13 protein-coding genes are annotated in these 20,428 nt (G+C 66.4%); 4 read left to right on the forward strand and 9 right to left on the reverse strand.

Annotation, left to right across the window (positions count from 1 at the left end):
* Positions 1-36: 36 nt before the first annotated feature.
* Genes NG698_RS14445 through NG698_RS14455 form a run of 3 tightly spaced genes read right to left on the reverse strand, consistent with a single transcriptional unit; the run spans position 37 to position 5,448 of the window.
* Entirely contained in the window at positions 37-2,658 is a 2,622-nt protein-coding gene (locus NG698_RS14445; RefSeq protein ID WP_252610665.1) for an exo-rhamnogalacturonan lyase family protein, read from the reverse strand.
* A complete protein-coding gene (locus NG698_RS14450; protein ID WP_252610667.1) occupies positions 2,655-4,754 on the reverse strand; it encodes a beta-galactosidase in 2,100 nt (699 codons plus the stop codon). Before NG698_RS14450 ends, NG698_RS14445 begins: the two co-directional genes overlap by 4 nt.
* Entirely contained in the window at positions 4,747-5,448 is a 702-nt protein-coding gene (locus NG698_RS14455) for a YesL family protein (RefSeq protein WP_252610669.1), read from the reverse strand. Before NG698_RS14455 ends, NG698_RS14450 begins: the two co-directional genes overlap by 8 nt.
* A gap of 343 nt (positions 5,449-5,791) precedes the next feature.
* Here NG698_RS14455 and NG698_RS14460 point away from each other — a divergent pair, with 343 nt between their 5' ends.
* Both NG698_RS14460 and NG698_RS14465 read left to right on the forward strand, forming a co-directional pair.
* Positions 5,792-7,066 carry a Gfo/Idh/MocA family protein gene (locus NG698_RS14460; RefSeq protein WP_252610697.1) on the forward strand — a complete coding sequence of 425 codons (1,275 nt, stop codon included), beginning with the start codon at positions 5,792-5,794 and terminating at the stop codon, positions 7,064-7,066.
* Positions 7,066-10,533 (forward strand): family 78 glycoside hydrolase catalytic domain, encoded by a 3,468-nt coding sequence (locus tag NG698_RS14465; RefSeq protein WP_252610671.1) that lies wholly within the window; start codon positions 7,066-7,068, stop codon positions 10,531-10,533. The genes NG698_RS14460 and NG698_RS14465 overlap by 1 nt, the downstream gene beginning before the upstream one ends.
* 183 nt (positions 10,534-10,716) lie before the next feature.
* Here the strand turns inward: NG698_RS14465 and NG698_RS14470 are convergent, their stop codons facing one another.
* The 6 genes from NG698_RS14470 to NG698_RS14495 form a co-directional block, all read right to left on the reverse strand.
* On the reverse strand, positions 10,717-12,006 hold the full coding sequence (locus NG698_RS14470) for an ABC transporter substrate-binding protein (protein WP_252610673.1): 1,290 nt from the start codon (positions 12,004-12,006) through the stop codon (positions 10,717-10,719).
* A gap of 106 nt (positions 12,007-12,112) precedes the next feature.
* Positions 12,113-13,384, reverse strand: a complete 1,272-nt coding sequence (locus tag NG698_RS14475) for an MFS transporter (RefSeq protein ID WP_252610681.1) — start codon at positions 13,382-13,384, stop codon at positions 12,113-12,115.
* Between the two features lie 42 nt (positions 13,385-13,426).
* Positions 13,427-14,056 (reverse strand): Poxvirus protein I5, encoded by a 630-nt coding sequence (locus NG698_RS14480; protein ID WP_252610683.1) that lies wholly within the window; start codon positions 14,054-14,056, stop codon positions 13,427-13,429.
* An 11-nt stretch (positions 14,057-14,067) separates the two neighbouring features.
* Positions 14,068-14,985, reverse strand: coding sequence for a carbohydrate ABC transporter permease (locus tag NG698_RS14485; protein ID WP_252610685.1), 918 nt, complete (start codon positions 14,983-14,985; stop codon positions 14,068-14,070).
* Positions 14,982-15,935, reverse strand: coding sequence for a carbohydrate ABC transporter permease (locus tag NG698_RS14490; protein ID WP_252610687.1), 954 nt, complete (start codon positions 15,933-15,935; stop codon positions 14,982-14,984). Before NG698_RS14490 ends, NG698_RS14485 begins: the two co-directional genes overlap by 4 nt.
* Positions 15,936-15,967: 32 nt before the next feature.
* The gene (locus tag NG698_RS14495) at positions 15,968-17,251 is read right to left on the reverse strand and encodes an ABC transporter substrate-binding protein (protein ID WP_252610689.1); all 1,284 of its coding nucleotides are present in this window, start codon (positions 17,249-17,251) and stop codon (positions 15,968-15,970) included.
* Positions 17,252-17,431: 180 nt separating this feature from the next.
* Between NG698_RS14495 and NG698_RS14500 the strand changes: the two genes are divergently transcribed.
* Both NG698_RS14500 and NG698_RS14505 read left to right on the forward strand, forming a co-directional pair.
* Positions 17,432-19,465 carry a beta-galactosidase gene (locus NG698_RS14500; RefSeq protein WP_252610691.1) on the forward strand — a complete coding sequence of 678 codons (2,034 nt, stop codon included), beginning with the start codon at positions 17,432-17,434 and terminating at the stop codon, positions 19,463-19,465.
* 231 nt (positions 19,466-19,696) lie between these two features.
* Positions 19,697-20,245, forward strand: coding sequence for a hypothetical protein (locus tag NG698_RS14505; RefSeq protein ID WP_252610693.1), 549 nt, complete (start codon positions 19,697-19,699; stop codon positions 20,243-20,245).
* The last annotated feature ends 183 nt before the right edge of the window (positions 20,246-20,428 follow it).

The raw sequence follows: 20,428 nt of genomic DNA on the forward strand, positions 1-20,428 counted from the left end.
CACCGGGGTCGGTTGGTGCAGTTGTGTTGGTGCTGTTCAGTTGGTGATGCGGGTCAGGTCACGGGGGTGCCTGGCCCAGCGGGGCTCCCCCGGCGGGCCGATCAGTTCCAGGCAGAGCATGGCGTTGAGGCCCCACTGGGAGGCCCAGTTGGTGGAGATGTTGGGGTGTTCGACGACGGGACGCCAGGTCTGTGCCTGCTGCAGCGATGCGGCGAACGGGGTTGTCAGCCCGCCCCCGGCGTTCTCCAGCAGGATTTTCCAGGCAGTGGCAGCGAGTTCCTCGTCGCGGTAGCACCAGGCGCCGTAGGCCATCATTCCGGTGGCCATGGACGGCCAACTGAAGTGGGTGTCGTCCAGTGCGCCGCCGGTGAGACGCTGCTTTTCGGCTTCCGGCAGGGCGTAGAACCTGCCGAAGTCGGCGAGCATCCGGCGGAAGCCGCCATGGTCCAGCGCCTCGGCCACCTCCATCCACACCTGCGGGGCGCCGAAGGCGATGATCATGTGGAAGCCGCCCTCTGTCCCGGTGAACATGTGGTGCAGGTCCAGGGCCGAGGCGTCAAGCTCCAGGGTGGGTCCGGAGAGCAGCCCGTGGGGCATGGCCTCAAGCTGGCCGATGCCCTTGGTGATCCGGTCCTTCCACTGGGTGTCGCCGGTGCGTTCCCATTCGCTGAACCAGTTGGACACCAGGGCGGACCAGTCGGGCCCTATCCGGATGTGCGTCCGTTCCGGGGTCCGCTCGTAGAACTCACGCATGGGGTCCATCCGGTCCAGCGCGTGCTCGGCGTCGCGGACCTCGGAGAGAAGCTCGCCGATACGTTCGTCCCCGGTGAGGAAGTAGTAGTAGCGGTGAAGGCCGGCCATGCTGATCCGGACCTCCTTGCAACCGCAGCCCCAGTGGACCACGTTGTGGCGGGACCCCAGCTGGGAGTACTCGCCGAAGTGGTGCCGGTCCACTTCCGCGCTGTGCCAGGTCATGGCCTCGGCGAGGCGGAAGGCGCGTGCGTCGCCGCTGCGCAGGAACGACTGCCAGAGCCACATGTTGGGCGCCAGTTCGTTGTTGGCCCAGGCGAAGCCTCCGAGATCATAACGCCACTGGTGGCGGTACTGGTCGTAGCTGTGCATAAAGTCGCCGTAGTTCCAGTAGCCGTACCAGCCGCGCTGTTCCACTTCCTGGGTGTAGAACTCCACGAGTCCGTCGAGCCGCCGTTCCACGGCCGCGCCGGCGGGCACCGTCGCCGGCAGCCCCCATGTGGTTCCGGCGGCGCGGGAGGAGTAGTACAGCTCCGGTTCGCAGACGGGTAGGGCGGGCTGCTGGCGTTCGCAGGCCAGTTCCCACAGCCAGTCGCTGGACGGTGAAGAGTCCACGAAGTCAAAGGAGATGTGGGACGTGTTGGCCACACCTTCCGGGGTGGAGCGAAGTTCGTCGAAGCCCTCGTAGGCGCTGGGCACGTGGCATTCATCCGTGTAGTGACGCAGGTCCATGGGTTCCACTGACTCGGCCCAGGACCAGGCAGTGAACGCGGCGGAATCCCCGGCCATGCCGTCCACTTCCAGGGCCGCCGGGAATTTCTGCCAGAAGCCGCGCAGGGTGACGGCCACGCCGCCAGTGGCGTCCCCGGCGTACAACAGTCCCTGGCTGCGGTGGCCCTTGCCCATCCGGACGGGCAGCAGCCTGGCTTTGGTCTGCTTCTCCAGCCGGAAGTAGTCCTCGGATTCCTGCGTCAGCCGGAAGTTGGACCAGACAGCATTCTGCCGCCCGACGGCGAACACCGCCGCGGTTTCCGCCGTCTCACTGACGGCCTGGCCGGCGAGCTGGCGGGCGTAGTCAGGGTTGTCGCCGCTGAATGGCCTGCTGTAGAGGGACTGCACGGGTTCGGTGTAGACGGCCGTGTCCCCCGCGATGCTGACGCGGCGGTTCAGCAGGACCCCGTTGAGGCTGCGGTCCAGCCGCAACCCGACGCCCTTGATGATCCGGTCCTTGGCCGCGTCCTGGAACAGCAGTGTCTGCGTAACCTGAACGGTGGCCTGCCCGGCGAAGAACGTGAGGCGGATGATGAACCGGAGCAATTCGGTGCCTCGCGCGGCGACAGACCCCTCAAGCCGGACCACCGTCCGCACGGAGCCTGGCGTCTCGATGTCCGCGGACTCGACGCTGGCCTGGGCATCCGGTGTACTGACCACCAGCCGCAGGGCATCGCCGAGCTGCCGTCCGTCCGGCGCAGTGAACGGGCCGGTGAGCTCGCCAGCCGCCTTCCGGGGGCCGGCACCCGCCGCCTGGCTACCGGTGGCGATGGTCACCGTGAAGGCGCCGGTGTCCACGCGGATGGTGCCGCCGTCGAAGGAGGCCAACGGGCGGGTCGGCAAGGCGTCGGACAGTGCCCGCCCGGATCCCAAGGCTGGTGCCGGCTCCGAGGCGAACGCACCCGCCAGCACCGGCTCCAGGGCAGCAGCCTCACTGGCGGCCGGAACCACGGCGGCATGGGCGGTCCATTTAACACTGCCGTCCGGCCAGTAGGCCAGCGGCCTGGCCTCATGGGCCAACGCTGCGTCTGCCAGCCGAATGCCGGGGACGCCCGCTGCCTCCAATTCCCCCTGCGCCCACGGCCTGCCGAACTGCACAGCCGTGTCCACGCGTGGTGCCTGCTCAAGCCATTTCACAGTGAGTGCTCCTCTTTGATGTCTTCCAGAACCAGATAGTCGTAGGCGCCCAGGGTGTGGACGCCGGCGGGAAGGGTAAGCGCGGGGTGGCTGGTGTGGCTGCCGTTGTGGGCATGGACGGCCTGCTTGCCCAGCAGTTTGCGGGCGGGCCGCAGGAGAGTAAACGCTCCCGGCTCGCCGCCCATGTTGACCAGCCAGTGCTGCAACCGGCCGTTGCGCCAGCGCTGATATCCGGCCACCGTGCCACCCGCGGTGCGGACGCGCGGCAGCACCCCGGCGCACGCGTACTCGACGACGGCAGCCAGCGGCGCGCCGCCGCCGTCGTCCGGTCCGCCGGTTCCCGCACCGGCCCCTGGATAGGAACCGAGCAGGATCATCCGGCCGGCGCCGATCCGGCGTTCGGTGGCGAATTCAAGGCCCTCGGCGGGACCGACGGTGACCGTGCCGAGCGCCGTGGCCGCACCAGGCGCGTCATTTTCTGGGAGCCTGAAGAACGTGCTCATCCGGGAGAGGTCGACGTCGTGGCCCAGGATGCTGCCCCGGGAACCTGACCCGGTGGCCGGGAACTGGAAGACGGATTCGACGCCGGCGGCGGCCTCCAGCCCGCCGAGGGCGGAGTCGGCATGCCATGTGTGGTGCTCCGTACGGCCTCCGGTGCCGGGCCCGCAGACCCACGTGCCGCCGTCGTGCACCCACTGCAGGATCCGCTCCCGGTCCTGCTCTGGGAGGTGGTGGACGAACGGGGTGAACAGCACGCGGAAGCCGGCGAGGGAGGCCTCCACCGGAAGCAGTGACCGCTGGATTCCGGCCCGGACCAGTCCTGCGTAGATCGCCGAGATCAGTCCGCGGTAGCCAACCCTGTCGCCCGCTTCGGTCTCCAGGAATCCCTTGGCGTGGTCCGAGTAGTGGACGGCGACGGCGGGCTGGGCCGGGCTGCTGTGGTCCAGCAGCGGCTTCACCGCCGGGAGCAGCCTGCCTATTGCGTCGGCGCTGGCGTGGCCGATGGTGGGCTGGCCCCAGGCGCTGACCACCGAACCGTGCGCCTGTTCGCTGCCGCCGCGGTGCTGGCGGAAGTGCCAGAACAGGAATCCGGCGGACCCTGAGGCGTAGTTGGCGAAGGCCTCCGCTTCCGCGAACCCGTGCGGGTGCGGCACGCCGTAGTGCCGCACCGAGCCGCCGTGGCTGGGACTGGTCTCCATCAGGACCGTGCGGCGGGACTTTGCCAGCCGCGGGAAGTAGTCCAGGTTCATCAGGAACGCGGAATGGTTGTTGGCCGAGGGGTAGGTGTCGAAGCTGGAGAAGTCCAGGTGCTCGAAGAGCGCGGCGTTGTCCAGGTCGAAGCCGAAGCCGCTGTTGTGGGTCACGGGAAGACTGCTGTGGACTCGGATGATGCCCGACTGTTCGCGGGCAAACCCGTTGATACTCTCCTGGCTGAACAGCCTGAAATCGTTGACCAGCGAGGTGTTGTGGAGGAACGGCGTGGGGCCGGGAAGGGGCACCTGCGCAAAGCTTTGATACGTTTCACTCCAGACCGCGGAATGCCACGCCTGGTTGAGCAGATCAACCTCCTGGTAGCGCGCGGCCAGCCAGCCGGTCCAGAGGTCACGGCAAGTTGCGCAGTGGCAGCCGCCCACGTGGGACTTGAACTCGTTGTCCAACTGCCACGCGAGAACCCTCCGGTCATTCCCGACGGCGGCCGCCATGGACTTGGTTATCCGTGCGGCGCGGTCGCGGAAAACGGGATTGTTGGTGCAGATGTGCTGCCGGGAGCCGTGACCCAGGGCAACGCCGTCGGCCGTGTGGTGCAGGCGTTCCGGGTGGCCGTGGGTGAGCCAGACCGGCGGGGTGGCCGTGGGTGTGCAGACTATGGCGCTGAGCCCGCTGGCGCCGAGCACCTCGAGGGCGCGGTCCAGGACGTCCAGGCAAATCTCCCCATCCTCGGGTTCCAGGGCGGACCACATGAACTCTCCCAGCCTGGCCGTGTTCATGCCGAGCCGGCGCATGTGGGCAGCGTCGGCGGCGAAGGTAGCCACGTCCAGGACCTCGGGATAGACGGCCGCGCCATACAGGAGCCGGCCGTCAAAAAGGTCACCCAACAGGTGCCCCCTGCTGGCTGGGCAGGGCGACGGCGGGGTGCGCGTCGCCGTCGGCAGCCTCCTGCAGCGCGGCCAAGGCGGCGACGGACTCGTCATTGGCGGCAAAGAACCGGTCGCACAGCCAGCCGGTCACGTACAGCCAGGCGCCGATGCTGAAGAAGGGGATAAGTCCAGGCAGGGCGCGGCTCGCGTAGACGGCTGCGGCTGTGATGAACAGCAGGATGACGGTGCCCGCCAGGTGACGGACAGCAAAACGGGAGCAGATCATCAGGTACTGGCCCAGCGGCAGTTCGTAGCGGGCGTACATCGGGAAGAGGTAGCAGACCACCCCGGCGAGGAAGATGGCGGCAACAAACGTGCCGGCTGCGACCAGCTGGGACATCAGGCCCCGGGCGCCGGACGAGTAGTTCCAGTTCATCGCCAGGGCCACTGCCACCGCCATGACGGGCAACGCCAGAGCGTTGGCACCGACGAAGTTCGCGAAGTATTCACGGGTGAACGACTTGAGCAGCGGGGCGGCTTCTCCCCGCACCCGGCGCCGGACCAGGATCTGCGCCGCGGCCGTTGCAGGACCTGCACCCAGGACACCCAGGCCCAGCAGGGTGAAAAGGATCCACAGCACGTTGAGGCAGGCAATCCAGAGCAGGGTGTCAAAGAACGAGTAGGCGCGTGCACTGAAACTTCCAGCCAGCATGGCAAAGCTCCTTCGGTTCTCCATCGTTGCAGAAACGCGCCCATAAGTGGCGGGCGTCACCTGAGTAATCGGTTTCTCGAAATCTAGACCCCTCATGGCGGGTGGGTCAAGCTAATTTTTGAATCGTTACATTACTGGACTCGGCAGCCCGCCATAGTCCACACTGGACCTTGGAAAGCGCTTGCCGGATGATGTATCAGCGAGCGCCAAGGGCGAGCCAGCCCCGTATCCGCCTGCCAGCGCCGGTATCGCGGGAACGCCGCATCGTCCGCCCCGGCTCCGTCACGACGGCCGCCGGGGCCAAGATTTTGTGCCTGCGGGCAGAAACGGAGATCCATTGGGAATGCCAGCCGGCACCGCCGCCGAGTCACAGTCCCGGTCTGCAGATCCTGTCCAGACCGGCGATCTTGAGGCCCAGGATCCTGTCCGGACCGAATGTCCTAACCCGGCCCCGGCACCCGCGCCGGAGCAAGTCCGCCCGGCCCGCGTGGCGCTGGTAGGCATCCACGGCTTCGGCACGCACCACCTGGGCAACCTTCAACGGCTTCAGGAGGCCGGCGTCGTCGAACTCGTAGCGGTAGCCGATCCCCATCCGCCGGAACCGGGGTCCGTGCCGGCCACGGCCGCCGTGTTCCCGGGGCTGACCGAACTCCTGGCGGGCACCCCGGACCTGGACGTGATCATCGTGGCCACTCCCATCCAGACCCACGCCCCGCTGGGCCTCGCCGCCATGGCCACAACAGCGGATCTCTATCTGGAGAAGCCCCCGGTCGCGTCGCTGGCCGATTTCAACACGCTGTGCGACGCCGCCCAGGCATCCGGCCGGAGCGTGCAGATCGGCTTCCAGAGCCTGGGGTCACACGCGCTGCGGGCCATCGAGGAACTCGTCGCCAACGGCACCATCGGCACCCTCGAAGGCTTCTCGGCAACCGGCCGTTGGGTCCGCAACAGGGCCTACTACAAGCGCTCCCGCTGGGCCGGGAAGCGGAGCATTGACTGCGTCGACGTGGTTGACGGGGTCGCCACCAATCCCCTGGCCCACGCCGTGGCCACCGCATTGCGCATCGCCGGCGCCCGCACCATCGAAGATGTCGCCTCGGTGGAAACCGATCTCTACCGGGCCAATGACATCGAATCCGACGACACCTCCGTCATCCGGATCCGCACCGCCAAGGGACTTCCCGTCACCTGCGCACTCACCATCTGCGCCACCGAATCCGCGGAACCCTATGTCACACTGCAGGGCTCGCGGGGCCAGGCCGTGTTCCACTACACCGAAGACCGCCTCACCGTGACCACCCCTGCCGGGCAGACCGAGGAGGTCTTCGGCCGCGACGACCTCACGGAGAACCTGCTGGCCCACCGCTGCGAAGGCAGGGAACTCATCAGTCCGCTCCTGGACAGCGGAGCCTTCATGCTGGTGCTCGAAGCCATCCGGACCGCATCGCTGCCGGCCCTGATCGACGGCGCCTACGTCCATTGGGAAGGTGACGGCGACGCCGCGCACGCCGTCGTCGTCGGGATCGAGGAAGCCCTGGAGCGTGCCACGCAAGAGCATGCGACTTTCAGCGAGCTTGGACTGCCCTGGGCCCTCGCAGCACGCGGAACTGCTTCCTGATGGGCGTCTCCCCCACCCAGGAAGCAACCCCCACACTGACCCGCCAAGGCGAGTTGCGGGCTGGCGGCCTGCTGACCGACAGCCTCTCCCCCTGCCTCACCGCCTCGCTGCGCCCGGTGTTCGGGTGGACACTGAGCCAGCCGGACGACGCCAGCCGCGCCGCGGCCCGGCAGACGGGCTACGAAATCGCCGTCGAGGATTCGGCCGGGGCGGAGGTCTGGCACTCCGGACCCATGCCCTCCTTCCGCCAAGCAGGGATTCCCTACGGCGGGCCGGACCTGGCCGAGGACTCGGACTACAGCTGGCGGGTCCGGGTGAGTGACGCCGGAGGCTACGCCAGCCCCTGGTCCGAAGCCGCGTCGTTTAGCACTGGACTTTCGGACAGCGGATGGGGTGCCGACTGGATCCACCGGGCCCCGGGCGGCCGGGCTCCGCTGGACGTCCTCGAAGGCGCCCTTCGCGTCGCTGGCTCCCCTTTCCTGCCCATTCCCTGCCCTCCCGTCCGCTGTTTCTTGCTGGAGGCACGCCTCCGGCCGGTGATGGGATGGGCCGGGCTGCTCCTCCGCAGCAGCGGCTCGGGCACTGGATTGCTGCTGGAACTGAACACGGCGGGCAATGTGGTGCTCCGCCGCGCCCCGGAATGGGACATCCCGGCCCCTGCCACTCCGGACACCGACGTGCTGGCCAGCGCCCAGCTGGAACGCAACGCCGCTGCCAGCCAGGAACGACTGCCCGGCAAGGACCTAGTCCCCGGCACCTGGCAGGATCTCACGGTTTCCGACGACGGCACCACCATCACCGTGACCCTCGACGGCGTTGAACTGCTTACCGTCAACGAGCCGCTCCCCGCGGGGTTCGAGGGCCGGCTCGCCCTGCATCAGGGTCCCCGCAGCCAGGCCGAGTACGCCTCGCTGCGGATTACTGACGGCGCCCGTAGCGGTTCAGCTGCCGGTGCTTCCGTCGACACTGTTTCTGCTGACGCCACTCCCGGGGGCGCGGTACTCCTGGACCACCGATTCAGCGCCGGCCCGGAAGAGGCCCGTGCGTTCCTGGGGCACTGGGCAGGCACCACGGCGCACCGGCAGCCCGACGAATGGACACTTTTCCGCAGCACCGTCCTGATCACGGGAATTGTTGCCCGGGCACGCCTCTTTGTGGCTGCGAGCCATCACGCGCAGGTGGCGTTGGACGGAAACGCCTGCCTCAGCACAACCTCCTTCGGCTACCCCGGCGAGGGATATTACGACGCCGCCGACGTCACCGCGCTGCTCGCGGCCCACACCCCCGGAGTGCCGAAACAGTCGGGTCAGCAAGTCCAGCCAGCGCTGCCCGGCCAGCGGGCCCAGCAGCAGCCCGTCGAGATTCCCCTGACCGCCCTACTGCACTGGTACGGCCCCGGTCAGGGCAGGGCTGCCAGCGTACCGGCCCTGCTGGTCCGCCTCAGCGTGGACTACACGGACGGGCGCCGCGAGGTCTTCGGCTCCGGTTCGAACTGGACCGCTGCCGAGGCGCCGTACCGGCAAGCGGGCTACCGGAACGATGAGGGCGACCCTGTAGAGCACCTGGACGGGCAGGCAGCGGCCGCCCTGGATGCAAGCCAGGACATGCCACCGGCCCTGACCTACGGTCCCCATCCCGTCCCGGAGTTCCCTGCCCTGCACCCCCGCCGCACCTCCTTGTCCGAGGAGTTTGTTGCCCCGGAGTCTTTCCTAACCGCAGCCGACGGAACGCTGGTGGCGGATTTCGGCCGGGTCATCCCGGCACGTCCGGAGGTGGACTTCCGTACCGGCGTGGCCGGGCGGACCCTGATGATCCGGGCGGGCTACGTCCTGAACGCGGACGGCCGCGTGGACACCGGCAAAACGGCCAGCCAGAACACCGATATGTCCTTCCCCTACACCCAGGCCCAGGGCCCGCAGCGGTTCCGCGCCACCGTGCACCTGGGCTTCCGGTACCTGGAACTCCCCGGGACGGAGGCATCGGACGTGACCCGGGTGGGCGCCGTCGTGATCCACGGCCGGCACCCGCACGAAGGGAGCTTCAGCAGCTCCAACCCCACGCTGGACGCGGTGTTCCGGTTGCTGCGCGATTCCGCTCTGCACGGGGTCCAGGAACAGTTCGTCGACACCCCCACCCGGGAAAAAGGCCAGTTCCTCGCCGACGCCGTCAACATCTCCTACGCCACCATGGCCCTGTTCGGCGAGCACGCCTACACCGCGCAGGCGCTGCGTGAGTTCGGCTGGTCGGCCGGCCGCTACTGGACCGACGGCGCGGACCTGGGCCGCTACAACGCTGTTTACCCCAACGGCGACGGGAAACGGGACATCCCCGACTTTTCGCTCATGATGCCGGAATGGGCCGAGGAATACCACCTGCGGACCGGAGACCTCGCCCTAGTGACGGAACTGCTCCCGCGCCTCCGTGCCACTGCCGACTATGCACTGCGGTACCTCGCCACGGAAGGCCCGACGGCGGGACTGGTCGCCGAACTCGGCGGCGGCTCCGGCCCGTACCTGCACGGCATCGTGGACTGGCCCGTCCCCGGCCGGTTCGGCTACGACATGGACTGCGCCGCCAAAACCACCGTCAACGCGCAGGCGTACTCGGCCCTGATCTCCACCGCACGGCTCTGCAGCCTCGCCGGCCAGGAGGACGCGGCTGTCCGGTACGCCGGCCGTGCCGGGGCACTCGCGGAAAGCATCCGCACGCGCCTGCGCGTGGGCGGCGTGATGGTGGACGGCCTGCACGCCGACGGCACACCCAGCACCCACGCGTCCCAGCACGCCACGTCATTCCCGTTGTCCCTGGGCATCACAGACTCGGACTACGCAACGGCCGACGCCGAGCGGATCGCCGGGCAAGGCATGCGGCAGGGACCCATGACCGTGCACCGGCTGGTACGGGCGCTTCTGTCCGAGGGGCGGACAGAAGCCGTGCTTGATCTGCTCACATCGCCAGACCAGCCCGGCTGGGCCCGGCTCCTCGAGTCCGGCGCCAGCTTCACCTGGGAAGCCTGGGAGCTGGTGGACGGCACGGACTACAGCCAGTCCCACGCCTGGTCCGCGTCAGTGGTGAAGGAAATCCTGGAGTTCCTGCTCGGCGTCCGGGTAAGCGTCCCCGGAGGCACCGAAGTGATTATCGAGCCGCCTGTGTGCAGCCTGGAGCACGCCAAGGGAAATGTGCCGCTGCCCAACGGCGCCGTCGACGTCGCTTGGCGGCGGACTGCCACTGGAATACAGCTGGAGTGCACGATTCCCGCGGGCGTCACCGCCACCGTCAGGCTCCCCTCCGGCGGCACTTACGGAATCCAAGGGCCGACGGCGGGACCCGCCGTCGTGCATTCCGGTTCTGGCGGTGCCGCAAACAGTGGCGAGCGCGGCGGCGCCGGGACCATCAATGGCAAGACTTCGCGTGATTTCCGCATCCACACCGGCTCCTGGACCTTCACGCCATCCAACGAGCCCTAAAGGCGACGGACGCGCCCCACTCAAACCCCCAAGTAAGTAGCGCTTACTGTCGCTATGAGGCGTCAAAACGACAGTTAGCGCTACCTAGTTGGGGTGGGGGCAGCAAAGGAAACGACGCCGGACGCGGTTCGCATCCGGCGTCGTCCGTGTCTGGGTGACCCGAGCCTGGGGTGTCCCGCCCGTTTAGCTGAGGGAAATCTTGATTTCCTCGATCGACTTCTTCGCCGCTTCCTGCGGGGAAATCCTGCTGAAGTGCACCTCAGTGGCGTACCGGGTCAGGACTTCGGAAACCGCACTTGATCCGGCCGGAGGCACGGCCGGGGCCTCGCCTACTTCGTCGGCAATGTCATCGATGAATTTTGCCGTCAGCGCGTCGGTGGGCGACAGCTTCAGTGCCACGGCCTTGCGCACGTCCGAATTGCCCGGGATGCCGCGGTCTGCCAGCCCGATCTCGCCGGCTTCAACACTGTTGGCCAGGAAGTCGATGAACTTTTGGGTCTCCGCGGGATACTTGGTCCGGGAACTGGCCGACCAGAACTGCGAAGCCTTGTAGAACTGCTCGGCTTTCATGGCGTCGCCCTCGACACTCGGCGGACGGTGGATTTCCAGGGCCTGCCCTGAGGCTGTGCTCAGGGCAGCCAGCTGGTTGGACCACACCCACCCCATGGCAAAACGGTTCGTTGCCAGGCCCTGCTGGTCCAACGGTGCGCTGGCCTCTTCAGTCAGAACGGACGCACGCGGAACGGCTTTGGCGTCCCGCAGACCGGCTTGCATCTCGAAGTATTCGGTGGCATCGGCCTCGTCAAAGCCCAGGCCGCCGTCGTTGGTGAACAGGGACTTCCCGTGCTGCCGCATCCAGAGGTTGAAGGAGGCATCCCCGACGACGCCGCCGGAACCGTAGACGCCTTCCTTGCTCTTGCTGGTGATGTCGGCTGCCGTCTCCTTGTAGTCATCCCAGGTCCAGCTCGAATCATCAGGCAGTGACACCCCACTGGCGGACAGCAGCGCCGGATTGGCCAGGACCACCAGTGCGTTCATACCCGCCGTGACGGCGAACTGCCCCCCGTCCGTCTTGCCGGCATCCGCGGCGGCCTTATCGAACTTGGACAGATCCACGTCCTTGAGTTCCAGCAGGGCCCCGCGTTCAGCGTATTCGCCAAGGTACTGGGCATCCATCTGGATGATGTCCGGGGCGTCCTGCGAGGCAACCTGGGTGGCCAGCTTGTCCCAGTAGCCGGACCAGTCGCCGTATTCTCCCTTAATCTTGACGTTGGGGTTTTCCGCTTCGAAGGCAGCAATCAGCTTCTCAGTCATCTTGTGCCGCACATCGGAGCCCCACCAGCTGAAACGCAAGGTCACCGTTCCGTCGGAGGCAGCCGGCGTGCTAGCGCCGCACCCGGTGAGGGCCAGGGCCAGCACGGCTATAACAGCCGCGGCTTTGGGAATTCTGGATTTTCGGGCGCGTAAAAGCATTCGTTGTCCTTTGGTCTGGCAGTCGATAACGTCTCAGAAACCGCTTTCTCACAGAGTAGATGTGAGCCCCACCACGCGTCAAGAACGCACACAAACTTACTTTTCCTCACAGTGGCCGTGTGTTCCGCACACTCCGCGAATTCAGCCACAACAAAACTCCGACGACGGCCGCGGACAGCATGGCCAGCGCACCGGTGACCACCAGGCCTGTCCGCACGCCAAACTCCTCCGTCAGCCAGCCCGCCAGCAGGCCACCCAAAGCATGCCCGCCCAGCAGCAATGGCAGGTAAAGCGCCATCACCCTCCCCCGGACTTCGGGCCCCGCCTCCACCTGCACAGCTGTCGCGGCGCTCGTCAGGAACACCAGGGTCATCAGGCCCACCACGGCAAGCATCACGGTGAAAGCGACCAGGCTGGGCATCAGCGCGGCAACCAGCTGCGAAAGCCCAAAGAGTCCGGCTGCGGCCACGATTCCCTTGCGGCCCATGCCCCTCAGTCGCGCGGCGAGCAGCGCACCCGCCAGGGCGCCGACGGCACCCACGGTGTTGAACAGGCCGAACCCCGCCGCACCGTTGTGCCACACGCGCTCGGCGAACGCCGTCAGCACCACCGGACCGTTCATTCCAAAGGCCCCCAGCAGGCCGGCCAGGACAATGAGCAGCAGCAGCGATGGCCGTTCCCGGACGTACCGGAAGCCGGCCAGAAGCTGGCCGCGTCCCCGGGTTGCAGGGGCTGTGAGGTGCAGGAGCGCCGGCCGGACGGCGGCGATCATGACCAGCACGAGCACGGAAAGCAGGGCGTTCGCGGCGAAGGCGGCGGAGGATCCCGCGTGGGCGATCACCACCCCACCAAGGGCTGGTCCCACCATGGCGCCAAACTGGCCGATCGCGTTGTTGACTCCGATGGCGGGCCTCAGCCCGGCGTCGCCCACCACTTCGTTGATGAAAACCTGGCGCGCCGGACCGTCGACGGCGGACGTCACTCCCAGCGCAATGCAGCTTCCGTACACCGCCCACACGGTGATATTTCCACTGGCGTCCCACGCGGCCAGTCCCAGGGCCAGCAGTGCGATCACGGACTGGCACACCATCATGACGCTGCGCTTGGGAAACATGTCTACCAGCAGGCCGCTGAGCGGACCGATGACAAGCATCGGCAGGAACTGCAGCGCCACGGCGATCCCGACGGCGGCCGGGCTCCCCGTCAGTTGCAGCACCAGCCAGTCCTGGGCGAGCCTCTGCATCCACACGCCCATGCTTCCGGCGAAGGTCATGCCCATATACAGGCGGTAGTTGTGCTGCGTCAGCGGCTGGTACCAGCGGACCCGACTTTGGGACGTGTGAAGGGATTCTGCGGACTTTGGGCTGTCGGAAGACACGTCTGGCTCAACTCGGTAGTAAAGGTCAAATGCAGAGACTTGCTAGGCGCGGCCGGACCGTATCTTGACGGCGGCGGAGGCCAGGATCAGCATGCCGGGCACCACCACAAACAGGGCCACGAGCATCCAGACAAACACCACGGACGCGAACAGCGCCGCGGCAAGGAGGAGCGAGCCTGTCCAGTCGCGCAGCGAGAGGGCTTTGGCGGTGCCAAGGGCCGCGGACCAGGTTCCCGGCGCGGAGGATTCCTCGCCGGCAGCGTTGCGCCAGGCAGCGGCGGTACGCAGGAGCAGGACGGCTCCGGCCGCCGCCAGGATCAGCGTGGCCGGCAGGACAACCGCACTGCCCGGCAGCTGACCCACCGTTGCGAGCAACAGGTTAAGGGCAATCACGACGGCGGCTCCCGCCGTCGTGATTCCCAGTTTCCAGCTGCCCGGGAGGGCGGAGCGGAAGGTGCTCCAGAGGGCACGGAGCGAATCGTCCCGCCCGGAGAGGTGGCGTTCCAGGTGGGCGATACCGGCCGCGTAGGCGGCGGGGATGGTGACAAGCGGGATGGACAGCACCAGCACCAGCAGCCCGGCCAGGAGGGTCTCGGAAAACAGTGCGAAGCGGTTTACCGGGATCGGTTCGTTGCGGCCAGATGCCGGCGTGGCGCTGTCCATGATGCTCATTCCTGTCGCCGTCAGCCCTTCAGGCCCTGGGTGGAGACGCCCTCAACAATGTAGCGCTGGAACACCAGGAAGAACACCAGCACCGGCAGCAGGGCCAGGACGGACATGGCGATCATGGCGCCGTAGTCCGAGCTCTGGGTCTGGTCCACGAACAGGCGCAGGGCCAGCGGCAGCGGGTACTTTTCGGGCGTGTTCAGGTACAGCAGCGGGCCCAGGAAGTCGTTCCAGCTCCAGATAAAGGAGAAGATCGACGTCGAGATGAGCGCCGGTTTCATCAGCGGCAGCATGATGGAGCAGAAGATCCGCACGTGGCCTGCGCCGTCGATACGTGCCGCCTCGTCCAGTTCGGCCGGAAGGTTGCGCATGAACTGGACCATCAGGAACACGAAGAATGCATCCGCCGCCAGGAACTTGCCGATCAGCAGGGGAACGTACGTGTCCACCAGGCCCAGCTGCTGGAACACAATGTACTGCGGGATGATCACCACGTGGAACGGCAGGAGCAGGGTGGCGATCATCATGCCGAAGAGCACGCTCCGGCCCGGGAACTTGATCCGGGCGAAGGCATAGGCCGAGACGCTGGCCGAGAGGATGGTGCCCACTACGGCGCCGACTGCCAGGACCAGGGAGTTGGTGAAGAACTGCAGGGTGGACACCCCGCCGATCCCGTCCATGGCCGTGACGAAGTTGTCGAAGCTGAAGTTGTTCGACCACAGCGACGTGTTGGCGCCGCCGATTTCGGCATTGGGCTTGAAGGCCGAGGCCACCATCCACAGTGCCGGGTAGAGAACCACCGCTGTCAGGCCGAGCGCCACCATGTGGAAAACGAGGCTCTTGACCCTCTTGGCCGTCACGGACTCCGACTTCGGGTTGTAGTCCTGAGCCTGGAGCATCGGCGCAGACTGCTTGGGGGTTGCCATAGTTGTCATTTCGAATCACCGCTGTAGTGGACCCAGGACTTGGAGGTTTTGAAGAAGATCAGGGTAATGATGCCCACCACGATCACCAGAAGCCAGGCCATCGCCGAGGCGTAGCCCATCCGGAAGTCGCTGAAACCCCGCAGGTAAAGGTAGAGGGTGTAGAAGAGGGTGGAGCCGGCCGGGCCGCCTTCACCGTTGGAGATGATGTAGGCCGAGGCGAAGATCTGGAACGCGTGGATGGTTTCCATCAGCAGGTTGAAGAAGATCACCGGGGAGAGCATGGGCCAGGTGATGTTGACGGACCTCCGCACCGGGCCGGCACCGTCCATCGACGCTGCCTCGTAAAGATCCGCCGGGATCTGCTTGAGGCCGGCGAGGAAGATCACCATCGGGGCACCGAACTGCCACACGGTCAGCAGGATGAACATCGACATGGTCATGGACGGGTTGCCCACCCAGCCGCCCAGGTTGATCCCGAAGAACGACAGGCCCTGGTCCACCGGACCGGAATCGCCGAACATCGCCTTCCACACGATCGCGATGGACACGGACGCGCCGATCAGGGACGGGGCGTAGAACGCGGACCGGTAGAACCCCTGCCCCTTGCGCGCACTGTTCAGCAGCATCGCCACGGCCAGTGCGGCGGCGAGCTTGAGCGGGGTACCGAAGACCACATAGCCCACGGTCACGCCCACCGACTGCAGGAACCGCTCGTCCTGGAACATGGTGGTGTAGTTGTCCAGGCCGATCCACTTGGGCGGATCGAAGAGGTTGTAGTTGGTGAAGGACAGGTACAGCGAGGAGATCATCGGGCCCACAGTCAGGGCGATGAACCCCAGCAGCCAGGGCAACAGGAAGGTGTAGCCGGCGCGGGCGTCCGCCCCGCTCCGCTTTGATTTGCGCGGAGCGGGAGCGGACGGCGACGTCGAACGCCTGCTCAGGGTTGGGCTTTGAGTCACGAATTCATTCCGTCAGTTGTGAAGGCCTGGGATCAGGCGTTCTGCTTGATGAGGTCTTCGGCTTCCTTGAACCACGCGTCAGCCGCGCCGTCAATGGTGAGCTTGCCGTAGTTCAGGTCAGAGCTGATGCGCTTGAAGGAGGCTTCCAGCGTGCCGAAACCGACGATGGGCGGTTCCGGAGCGTCCTTGAGGTACTTTTCGATGGACTTCTCGTAATCAACTACCAGCTTGTCGGTGCCTTCGAAGGTGGTGCCGTCGCGCTGGGTCTTGGAGGCCGGAACGCCGCGGGAGGTCTTGAAGATCTGGCCCACCTCGGGATCGTTGACCATAAAGTCGATGAACCGGGCGGCGGCATCCTTGTATTTGGTCTTGGCGCTGGCCACCATCAGCATGGACGGCTTGAGGAACAGGCCCAGGTTATCCTTGTCATCGGAGGGAACCGGAACGAGCTTGAGCTCCTTGGCGCCGCTGTCTCCAAGGTAGGCGGCCATGAAGTTGTCCCAGGTGACCTCTGTGACTGAGACGTTTGAGCCGAACGGCGACTTGGGGGCGAGCTGGGTGACGCGTTCTTCGGAAACGATGGCAGGGGTGCCGCGGAGAGCCGCTGTCTGGTTCCACCACTTCTTGAGGTGGTCCTTGGTGAAGCCGAGCTTGCCGTCCTCGGTGAAGGCTTCGGTGTTGTTCTGGCGCAGCCAGATGTTGAACATCCACCAGACGCCGGTGTAGTCCGTGCCGCCGAAGAGAGCGCCGTTGCCCTTGGCTCCGACCTCCGTCAGGAAGTCGTTGTATTCCTTGTAGGTCCAGGTGCCGTCCGGCTCTGCGATGCCAAGTGAGGCGAGCTTTGCGGGGTCGTAGTAAACGGCGAAGGCGTTGGTGCTGGTGGGGATGCCGTAGGTCTTGCCCCGGATCTGGCCGGACGGCAGGAGGGACTTGTCGAAGGCGTCCGTGTTGATCTTGACCGTGCCCAGGTCCAGGAGCTGGTTACGCTGGCCGTAATCCCGCATGTAGGACAGGTCCCACTGCATCACGTCGGGGAGGCCGCCACCGGCAGCTTCCGTGGCCCGCTTCTGCCAGTAACCGGCGAAGTCCGTGAAGTTGCCGTTGACCTTGATGTCCTTGTTTTTTTCTTCGAACAGCGCGATCGCCTTGCGGGTGCGCTCGGCGCGGTCATCGTTGCCCCACCAGGTGTAGTTGATGGTGACCGGGTTCTCCGCCGAACCCGTCTGGCTGGGGGCCGGTGAGCCACACGCAGCCAGTGCTGCAGCGGATGCCGTGCCGATGGCTACGGTGGTGAGGAAATTCCTTCTGTTGATCATAAGAGCCTCCTTGCTCGAGTTGTGCAGGCCCGTGGCTTCTGTGTTTACAACGTGAGTTGTGAGCTGGCTTACACGCTTTCTGAAACGATACAATACCGGCATTCCGAAGTTTGGGCAAGCGTTTTCCCAAACCTCGGGATTCAGGTACGTTTAGTCCATTCCCGTAGACGAAGGAGTCCCATGAGCATGCAGCGTAATTCCGGTCCGGCCAGCGTCTGGAGCAACGTGGAAGGGATCGCCTACGGCGGCGATTACAACCCTGAACAGTGGCCCGTGGACGTCCGGCTGGAAGACCTGGAGCTCATGAAGGAAGCCGGCGTCAGTTTCCTGAGCGTGGGCATTTTCTCGTGGGCCCTGCTTGAACCGGCTGAGGGCGAATACAACTTCGGCTGGCTGGATGAAGTGCTGGATAATCTCGCCGCCAACGGGATCAAGGTTGCCCTGGCGACTGCCACCGCTGCTCCCCCGGCCTGGCTGGTGCACAGATACCCGGAAATCCTGCCGGTCACGGCTGATGGAACGGTGCTGGGACCGGGCTCCCGGCGGCACTACACACCGTCGTCGGCCGTGTACCGCCGGTATGCCACGGGCATCACCCGGGTGATCGCCGAGCGGTATAAAGGCCACCCCGCGCTGGCGTTATGGCATGTGGACAACGAGCTCGGCTGCCACGTCTCCGAGTTCCATGGCGCGGAGGACGCCGCTGCCTTCCGCACCTGGCTGGAGCGCCGGTACGGCAGCATCGAGGCGCTCAATGCGGCCTGGGGCACGGCGTTCTGGTCCCAGAACTACGGTTCCTTCGAGGAGATCCTGCCGCCCGGCGTCGCGCCTTCCACGCTGAATCCGGGCCAGCAGCTGGACTTCCAGCGGTTCAATTCGTGGGTGCTGATGGACTACTACCGCGAGCTCGTGGCGGTCCTGCGGGAGGTCACCCCGGGGGTCCCCTGCACCACCAACCTGATGGCGTCCAGCGCCACCAAAGCCATGGACTACTTCGAGTGGGCCAAGGACCTGGACGTCATCGCCAACGACCACTACCTGGTTGCCGCCGATCCCGAGCGTCAGATCGAACTCGCGTTCAGCGCTGATCTGACCCGGGGAATTGCGGGCGGGCACCCGTGGATCCTGATGGAACATTCGACGTCGGCCGTCAACTGGCAGCCGCGCAACCCGCCCAAGATGCCCGGCGAAATGCTGCGCAACTCACTGGCCCATGTGGCCCGCGGGGCGGACGCGGTGATGTTCTTCCAGTGGCGGCAGAGCTTTGCCGGGTCCGAGAAATTCCACTCCGCGATGGTCCCGCACGGTGGCCGTGACACGCGCGTGTGGCGCGAGGTGGTGGGTCTCGGAGCCGCCCTCAAGCAGATCGCGCCGGTGCGCGGCTCGAGGGTGGAATCTCGCGTGGCGATCGTGTTCGACTACGAAGCCTGGTGGGCCAGCGAAATCGACTCCAAACCGAGCCAGGACGTGAAGTATCTCGACGTGTTGCGGGCTTTCCACCGGTCGCTGTTCCTGCGCGGGATCGCAGTGGATTTGGTCCATTCTTCTTCGCCTCTAGAGGGCTACGACCTGGTCCTGGTGTGCACGCTCTATTCGGTGACAGACGCAGCCGCTGCCAACATCACCGCTGCCGCGCGGGCCGGAGCCACGGTGCTGGTGACGTATTTCAGCGGGATTGTGGACGAGCAGGACCACGTCCGGCTGGGCGGCTATCCCGGCGCTTTCTGGGAGCTGCTGGGGATCCGGGTGGAGGAGTTCCATCCGGTGCTTGCCGGCGGGCAGTTGAAGTTGAGCGACGGCGGGGTCTCGTCCGTGTGGAGTGAGCACGTGCACCTCGCGGGGGCCGAAGCGGTGCAGACCTTCACCGAGTATCCGTTGGATGGCGTGCCGTCGCTGACGCGGCACGCGGTTCGTGCTGGTGATGGTGCGCGCGCCGGTGCGGCCTGGTATCTCGCCACATTCCCGGACCGCGACGGTATCGAGGCGGTCGTGGACCGGCTGCTGGCCGAATCGGGAGTGGCCCCTGTTGCCAGGGCCGATCGCGGCGTGGAGCTCGTGCGCCGCCGTTCCGACGACGGCGGCAGCTTCCTGTTCGCGATCAACCACTCACGCTCGGCCGCCGCGGTGGAGACGGCCGGCATTGACCTGCTGACCGGCGCGCCGTTCACCGGGACTGTTGAGGCCGGCGGGGTTGCCGTGATCGCGGAGGACTGACGCTCTGCTGGTGGTCCCGGCTTCCGGCTTTGCCCACGGCCGGGACCGCCTCGGTTGAATGTCGTACCCCCTTGGCAGAGTATTCCCATGAAAGCTCTCGGGGATCGGCTTGCGGACGACGGCGGTAGCACCGCCGTGCTGACGCTCGCCTGTTCGGCTGTTGGGGGCGCTTCCAACCCTGGCCAAGGTGACGGCGGCAATAATGTCGTACCCCCACGGCAGAGTATTCCTATGGAAGCTTTCGGGGATCGGCTTGCTCGGAACGGCGGCGGCACCGCCGTGCTGACGGCCGACGCCGGGCTGGCTTCGGTGATCGTCTCGGTGAACGCCGCCGCCGCGTCTGCTCCCGGGACCCTGGCGATGGCCGGCTACGTCGAGGCCGCCGATTTCGCCGGATTGGTTGAGGAGCTCTCCCGGACCGTGGACTACCTCCAGATCCTCGCCGCGGGCGCCGTGGACCGCACCCGCACCAAGGCCATCACCGCCGCGGCAGCCACCCGGACCACCCGGGACTGGGTCACCGGGTGGGACAACGGCGTCGAAACCCTGAACGAAACCGACGCCGCCTGGCCCGCCGGGACCACCGCCGGAAACCCCGGACCGCCACCGGGAGCACCCGGGCCGTTCCGGGGTCACCGGCCGATGACGGCTGCAAAAACACCGCCGAATTCCTGCGCCTCCGGCTCCGGATCGGGCGCAGCGAAGCCCAGCGCCGCATCCACCTCGCCCACACCATCCTGCCCGCCACCACCCTCACCGGAGACCCCGTCCCACCAATGAGGGAACACCTCGCCGCAGCCCTCACCCCCGCCCCCACTACCGGCAGCCCGGCAGAGACCAGCGCCGACGACGACGCCGTAACTGAGCTGCTGCGGGGATTTCGGACAGCGGAATTAGTGAATTCTTCTACGCTGCCAAGGCTGGCTGTTGATAACCATAGTGGACTTCGTTAGGCCGACGGTA

Source organism: Pseudarthrobacter raffinosi (assembly GCF_023913735.1).
GTDB classification, from domain to species: domain Bacteria; phylum Actinomycetota; class Actinomycetes; order Actinomycetales; family Micrococcaceae; genus Arthrobacter; species Arthrobacter raffinosi.

What these genes read in the sequence shown, in the direction of transcription:
- NG698_RS14485 (WP_252610685.1), bottom strand. Translation starts at nt 14,985, where the DNA reads ATGACAACTATGGCAACCCCCAAGCAGTCTGCGCCGATGCTCCAGGCT.
- NG698_RS14460 (WP_252610697.1), top strand. Translation starts at nt 5,792, where the DNA reads ATGCCAGCCGGCACCGCCGCCGAGTCACAGTCCCGGTCTGCAGATCCT.
- NG698_RS14495 (WP_252610689.1), bottom strand. Translation starts at nt 17,251, where the DNA reads ATGATCAACAGAAGGAATTTCCTCACCACCGTAGCCATCGGCACGGCA.
- NG698_RS14455 (WP_252610669.1), bottom strand. Translation starts at nt 5,448, where the DNA reads ATGCTGGCTGGAAGTTTCAGTGCACGCGCCTACTCGTTCTTTGACACC.
- NG698_RS14465 (WP_252610671.1), top strand. Translation starts at nt 7,066, where the DNA reads ATGGGCGTCTCCCCCACCCAGGAAGCAACCCCCACACTGACCCGCCAA.
- NG698_RS14470 (WP_252610673.1), bottom strand. Translation starts at nt 12,006, where the DNA reads ATGCTTTTACGCGCCCGAAAATCCAGAATTCCCAAAGCCGCGGCTGTT.
- NG698_RS14500 (WP_252610691.1), top strand. Translation starts at nt 17,432, where the DNA reads ATGAGCATGCAGCGTAATTCCGGTCCGGCCAGCGTCTGGAGCAACGTG.
- NG698_RS14505 (WP_252610693.1), top strand. Translation starts at nt 19,697, where the DNA reads ATGGAAGCTTTCGGGGATCGGCTTGCTCGGAACGGCGGCGGCACCGCC.
- NG698_RS14480 (WP_252610683.1), bottom strand. Translation starts at nt 14,056, where the DNA reads ATGAGCATCATGGACAGCGCCACGCCGGCATCTGGCCGCAACGAACCG.